The 6,576-nt window shown below is 48.1% G+C and carries 8 protein-coding genes; 7 read left to right on the top strand and 1 reads right to left on the bottom strand.

The window, feature by feature from the left end; all coding sequences use genetic code 11:
- Both GF404_10085 and GF404_10090 read left to right on the top strand, forming a co-directional pair.
- A partial coding sequence (locus GF404_10085; GenBank protein MBD3382531.1) for a 4-hydroxyphenylacetate 3-hydroxylase occupies positions 1 to 391 on the top strand: 391 nt, incomplete at its 5' end.
- Between the two features lie 56 nt (positions 392 to 447).
- Positions 448 to 1,323 (top strand): DUF3078 domain-containing protein, encoded by an 876-nt coding sequence (locus GF404_10090; protein ID MBD3382532.1) that lies wholly within the window; start codon positions 448 to 450, stop codon positions 1,321 to 1,323.
- Between the two features lie 90 nt (positions 1,324 to 1,413).
- On the opposite strand, the gene GF404_10095 is transcribed toward GF404_10090, so the two are convergent.
- Positions 1,414 to 2,127, bottom strand: coding sequence for a hypothetical protein (locus GF404_10095; GenBank protein MBD3382533.1), 714 nt, complete (start codon positions 2,125 to 2,127; stop codon positions 1,414 to 1,416).
- Positions 2,128 to 2,401: 274 nt separating this feature from the next.
- Here GF404_10095 and GF404_10100 point away from each other — a divergent pair, with 274 nt between their 5' ends.
- From GF404_10100 to GF404_10120, 5 genes are all read left to right on the top strand, one after another.
- Positions 2,402 to 3,211 (top strand): TIM barrel protein, encoded by an 810-nt coding sequence (locus GF404_10100; GenBank protein ID MBD3382534.1) that lies wholly within the window; start codon positions 2,402 to 2,404, stop codon positions 3,209 to 3,211.
- Positions 3,212 to 3,253: 42 nt separating this feature from the next.
- Entirely contained in the window at positions 3,254 to 4,402 is a 1,149-nt protein-coding gene (locus GF404_10105; protein ID MBD3382535.1) for a glycosyltransferase, read from the top strand.
- 58 nt (positions 4,403 to 4,460) lie between these two features.
- Complete coding sequence (locus GF404_10110; protein MBD3382536.1) at positions 4,461 to 5,051, top strand: hypothetical protein; 591 nt, start codon at positions 4,461 to 4,463, stop codon at positions 5,049 to 5,051.
- A complete protein-coding gene (locus tag GF404_10115; GenBank protein ID MBD3382537.1) occupies positions 5,041 to 5,859 on the top strand; it encodes a hypothetical protein in 819 nt (272 codons plus the stop codon). Before GF404_10110 ends, GF404_10115 begins: the two co-directional genes overlap by 11 nt.
- 139 nt (positions 5,860 to 5,998) lie before the next feature.
- Positions 5,999 to 6,576 (top strand): hypothetical protein (locus GF404_10120; GenBank protein ID MBD3382538.1); only part of this gene is annotated, 578 nt, incomplete at its 3' end.

The raw sequence follows: 6,576 nt of genomic DNA on the forward strand, positions 1-6,576 counted from the left end.
GCAACCGGATCCACTCCTGTCGAATATCAACAAGACCCTGGTCGCGCGCCTCCCATACCAGACCTCGATTATGGCGCAGGATATTGCAGGAGGTATCGGTGAGACCGGCTGTATGCCGTCCTATGTCGATTATAACGATGAAAACTATGGCGAACTTGTGCAGAAATATATGAAGGCGGCATCCTCCGCTGAATCCCGAATGAGGGCGGCCCGGCTGGTGGAGTGGACAACTATGGGATCGGGGGTGCCCGGATGTATGCACGGTGGTGGTTCGGCTGACGGTGCCAAGTTGTTTGTGCGCATGTTTGGCGGGATGGAAAAGGCGGTCGAGGTCGCTAAACGTCTGGCCGGTATCGAAGAGGATATGCCCGAACCGCAAAAGAAAAAATAAAATGCCCCGGCGTCGGCTGAATGGTCGACGCCATTACTTTACAAGGAGGTCCCTGAATGAAAAGGATGTTACTGGTAATTCTCGCTCTCCTGTTTTCAACTGCAGTGCTGTCTGCCGAGCCGTGGGAGAGATCACTCGACCTGACTTTAAATCTGACCCAGAGCAATTATTCCGACAGCTGGACCGGTGGCGAGGCCGGCAATGTCACCTGGGTGGCACGTGCCGACGGTATCTTTGAAAAACAGCTCAAACCGAAATTTAACTATCGGCTTTCACTTAAACTGGCTTTCGGGCAAACCCATGTGCAGAACCAGGAAACCAATCAGTGGGAAGAACCGGAGAAATCGACTGACAAGATAGATATCGAAAACCTGGGACGGTTCACGCTGAACGGGTATGTCGATCCCTACGTCGCCTTCCGTTTCGAAAGCCAGTTTGTGGATGCGTCCGTGGAAAGTATCAAGCGCTATTTCAACCCGATGCTTCTGACCGAATCGGCCGGTATCTCGAAAGAGCTGTATAAGTCTGAGGAGAACGAACTTCTCAGCCGTTTGGGCTTTGCACTCAAGGAACGGATCACCAGTATAATTGTCGATACTGTGGGTGACGAGCGCGACTGGGAGACTGAAATAGACGGCGGTTTCGAATCGGTCACAGACCTCAAGTACACCATCTCCGATAACCTGCTTTATATCGGCAAGCTGAGCTTGTACAAAGCGATGTTCTACTCCGATAAGGAGGATGTCGAGGGGACTCCCGCGGAAGATTACTGGAAAGCGATCGATGTCAATTTCGAAAGCACTTTCTCGGCCGAAGTTGCCAGGTATATCTCTGTTTCTTTGTATTTCCAGCTTCTCTATGACAAGCAGATCGATAAACGTGGTCGATTTAAAGAAACGCTGGCTCTGGGAATAACTTACAAACTGTTTTGATTAGATAAAAATAACCGGTGAGTATTCACTCACCGGTTAGTGGGCAAGCAACTCAGGCGGATGCCTGAGGGGAGGGTTGATTTAACACAATTATAAATTTCTATCGCTCGGATCCTTACTTTCAGGTGTGCTGTTTTTCAGGATCGCGTACAATCCGAATGATGGCAGTCCGACAGCTACCAGACCTGATTTGTCGGCCAGTACCGAACCGTAGTCGAGCCAGCGTCCACCGGCGAAATAAAAGAGATTGTATTCGGCGCAGGGCTGACTGCCGTCGCAGGCATCATCATTGTAGCTGAAAACGAGATTGCGCCGAATCTCTTCGAAATTCGGGGTGACGTAACAGAGGATCAAATCCTCGTCGAACTTGTTCTTGCCCGCGCGGACCTCGAGTCCCACGGTAACATCCTCATACAAGGTGAACGAACAAATATCCAGCCTGTACTGACGATTCTCTGGATCGTACTTCTGTGGAATCTGGACCGAACCACCCTGCTTTCCGATCAGTTTCGAGCTGACGAAGATATCCATACCAGAAGCCAGACCGTAGTAGAGATGTTCGACATCTTCCTGGTCGGCACGGTTTCCGCTTATCGGTTCGTCAAACAGACTGCCGTCATCGTCGAAATCGAAATCATCTTTGCCTCGATCGGGAGGGGCGGTTAAAGGTTTATCATTGTCAAAATTGCTTAACGCTCCCGTTTTGCCCACAGGATTGGAATCTGAGCATCCAATCACAAAACCGATTATGCTGAGAATCATAACAATCGAAAGAATTCTCAGGCCACCAGTTACTCTACCCACAGTACCTCCTCTTTGAAAGAAATCAATTGTCCGAACCAGTCTAACTGCAAAGTGGATACCGGGATGCAGGAAATTACATAAGTAGCAATATGGCAATATCTTACGTGATGCGGTTGAAGTAGATTGTGATGTGTGGTTGGCTAAAAATATTGGTGAAATCCTATACAGCCTGCGTTCTCTCCTATACTTTCTGTGCCGACAACCGAAATTATTTATTGGATACGAGCTAACATTAAACTTGACAGCAGGTTAAAAAAAGTATTCTGTTTTCTTTATGGAACTGGGCATCTCGACATCGTACAGCTATTCCCTTGATTTAGAGGAAAATATCCGGATGGCCGCTAAACAGGGATTTGACTTTATTTCGCTGGGGGGAAAGACCTCCCATTCGAACTACCACAAACCGGATGGGAGAAAGCGGATAAAAGAAATCCTGCAAACTGCCGAACTCCGGATCGATTCCATCCATGCGCCTTTCGATCCGACCTGCGATTTAACTCAGGGTGAGGATATCATGTTGCAGAGCGCGATCACCGAGGTCAAACGGGCGATAAGCGCGGCGTCAGAGCTGGAAGTGCGCTATGTTGTAGTTCACCTGAATTTCTTTCGTCCCGGCGGATTGACCGATAGAATCAAGAGAATACAGGTCTCACTTCCCCAGGTGGTTAAATTTGCCGAGGAAAACGATGTCGTTATAGCACTCGAAAATCTCGACCAGGAATCGGAACTCCTGTACAAATTCGCTCTCGATCTGATCGATTCGAATTACCTGAAAGTTTGTTATGACAACGGCCATGAAATGCTGTACCGCGATAACTTCGAACTTCTGTCAAAATATGCCGATCGGCTGGCGGTAATTCACCTGCACGACAATGATTCCAGGTCTGACCTGCACAAGGTGCCGTTTACCGGTAAACTCGACTTCAATTCCCTGGCGAGCCAGTTGAATAAACTTGAGCGGATTCCCCCGATCACACTCGAATGTGAGATGAGATCCAGTGGTTATGGTACCCTCGAGACGTTTTTAAAAGATGCCTTCGATAACGGTAAAAGGTTTATCAAGATGCTTAAGAGAACCGCCTGAAGTCATTGTTCAATAAAGACATGACATGATTGTGAATGCCCCATGAAAAGAATTAAAATACTCTATCTGGTGGATACAATCACCAGTATCGCAGCCGGTTCCGAGGGACAGCTGGCACAGTTGATCAACCATCTCGATCGTGAAAAATTCGAACCGCACCTGGTGGCCCTGACACCGACGAATTTTTTGAGTAATCGGTACTTCTCGTGCCCGATCGCGGTATTGAATCTGCCTGCTGTCTTTTCCATGACTACCCCGGGCAGGATAAATCGCCTGGCAGATTACATTCGCGATAACCAGATCCATATCGTGCAAACCCTGTTTCCCGGGGCCTGCGTGGTCGGTCCAATGGCGGCGCGACGGGCCGGGTGCAGGCTGGTTTTATCTTCCAGGCGTGATACAGGTTATGGTCATACCATAAAAACGCTTCTGGCTTTTCGCTATGCCAACCGCTACGTAACCCGCTTTCTGGCCAATTCAGAGTACATTGTCGAGATGATTTCAAAACGCGAGAAAGTCTCCAGGGAGAGATTTACGGTAATCTATAACGGGCTCGACCCGAAGCGATTCGAGGTGCGTGAAAAACAGGTCGCCGATGCCCGCCGGGAGATGGGGGTCGACGACAACCACAGGGTCGTGGGAATAGTTGCCAATCCACGGCCAGTCAAAGACATACCGACATTCATTAAAGCCTGCTCGCAAGTCTCCCGGACTCATCCGGAAACCCGTTTCGTGATCATCGGCGGGGGAGATCAAAAGACGATTGAAGAACTTGGACGGCTGGCTGTTTCACTGGGGTTGTCCGGCAAGATCGTTTTCACCGGGCCGATATCCAACCCGATTGCGTATGTCCGCAATTTTGATATCGGCTGTTTGTCCTCTCTGTCGGAAGGGCTTTCGAATACACTTCTGGAATACAGCGCGCTCGGGATTCCGGCTGTCGCCACTCGTGTGGGTGGGAATCCGGAAGTTATCCGCCAGGGTAAGACCGGATACCTGGTTCCACCCGAAGCTCCCGAAGAGTTAGCGGAGAAAGTTAATCAGCTTTTGGACAATGACAGCCTGCGTGAAAAAATCGGCGAGCAGGCCTGCGAAAATGTCTGGAAGAAATTCAATGTCGCCCTGAGCGTAAAACTGCACCAGTCACTTTACACCAAGCTGTACGATCAGGTAACAGTGGGCGAGATCTGAGGTCCGGATGCGTACTCTGCTTCAATTATTACTTATAATATTTATATTAATATGTTGTATGCTAATCGGATACAATCTGTATGGTTTCGTGGCTGAGGATGTTTTAGAGAAACATTCCCGTGCGGATTTCGAAATCCATGAATTTTCACCTCCACCGCTCGACAGCCTTCCTGATACGCTCTATTTAAATCCTTTTAAAAGCGAAAACGATTTGAACAACATGATTCTTCTGTATGGTCCACTGAGCTCCACGGCGGTTGACTTTGACCAGGCAATAAACAAACGGGCCGCCCGTCTGAGCTACGATTCCGCCCGCTATGTCGAAGTCGCTTTCAATTACACCCCGCCATGGTGGAATCAATATGATTCCCTTATCTTGAATGTTTTCCGGCCCGAGGGAAAATTGATCGAAATCTCGCTTCGAGCTGGTGATCAGTATACTTCCGACGGCTACTGTGCGAGTTGCCAGAAGTTTTACGACCTCGTGCTGGCTCGTCCGGGAGAAACCAGATTCGCGTATTCGATCGATTCAATCGGGAACTTGATCGATATCAGTACGCATTTTAAATCACTTCATGTAGGTTTCAATCCGCGCGAGGCCAACGAGCTTTACCTGTACAATTTTATGATGGTGAAAGATGCTGAGTAAATTCAAAACAGAAATAGTGCTTATTGTTGTGGCGATGACCTGTTTCTCTCTCTGGCTGGTTTCCGAGACAAATCTGGTCAGAATAGAATACCACGATCTTTCGCGGGCAGATATGGGCACAAAACTGCACGGGCTCAGGATTGCTCACCTCAGCGATTTACATACCAGCGATTACGGCCTTTTGGAGCAGATCGTAATCAGACGCCTGATGGATATCGATCCCGATTTGATTTTTTTGACGGGTGATTATATAGATTACAATGATGAAATACCTGCTTGCAGTATCTTTCTCGGAAGAATTGCTGAAATCGCTGTGACTGTGGCGACTTTGGGTAACAACGACCACAGTTTCCGGGGGCGTGAAATCGAGCTCGAACGGCTCAAAAATATCTTCTCCTTGTACGATATAAGCTTATTGCAGAATCAATCTGCGCTATTGCACACTGGGACGGATTCGGTTTTTCTGGTTGGTCTCGATGATGATTACCTCTGGTTCGACGATTACTACCTGGCATCATATGGAATCCCTGATTCAGTTCCCAAAATAGTATTGGCTCATTCGCCCGATGTCGCCCATAAAATAGATCTGACCGGAGTCAAGCTGATCCTCAGCGGTCATACCCACGGGGGGCAGATTCGAGTGCCGTATTTCAACGAAATATACAGCAATACACGCTTCGACTATACTTCTGGCTTGAGTTTCGCGGACGATAGCTCGACTGTCATGTATAACAATCGCGGTCTTGGTACTACGATGATCCCTCTCAGGCTGTTTTCTGCACCCGAAATTGCGGTCTTCGATTTTTAATTTGGAACAATCGTTATGATGTTAAATTGTCTTATTCGGGGTGGCGATTATATTAATGATGACAACAGTTAAAGATTGCGAATTAGCGAACCCCTGTTTATATATCGCCAATCAGGATAATAAAGGTGTAAGATAGTATATGGAGCATGTCCAGAAATCCCGGGTATCGGATGTTCGGCTGATCACTTCCAGGACAGTCGTCTACACCCTGATGCTCACCTTCTCACTTCTATTCGGGGTGCTCAACTTCGTTATCCCGACCCACCTGCTGGCGGCTGTAATTATCATCGCTGTGGCCGGCATTCTCCTCTTCCTGTACCCTTTTCTGGGGCTTCTTTCGTATCAATTCATTACGGTGATTAAACCGGCGGTGATTTTCCCCTCCCTGGCAGTGCTTCATCCGGAGCGCATGATGGCGATCTTCCTGATAGTTTCTCTGATAATCAATATCAAACTCCGGCGTGAAAAGCTGATCGTCACTGAACATAAGCTGATTTATTTGATTGGTTTTTTTATACTCGCGATGGTGCTGTCGGTGCCGACCTCCTATTGGCCCAGCCAATCGGTCGACAAGATTATCGATTTCCTCAAGCTGTTCGCTTATATCCTCCTGATTATCAATATAGTACGGACACCGAAACGCTTAAAGATCTTCGTCTGGCAGTTCTTGATATTGATCGGGTACATGGCTGTCAGTTCGGCGATTGCCTACAAAAC

Source organism: Candidatus Zixiibacteriota bacterium (assembly GCA_014728145.1).
Classification (GTDB): domain Bacteria; phylum Zixibacteria; class MSB-5A5; order JAABVY01; family JAABVY01; genus WJMC01.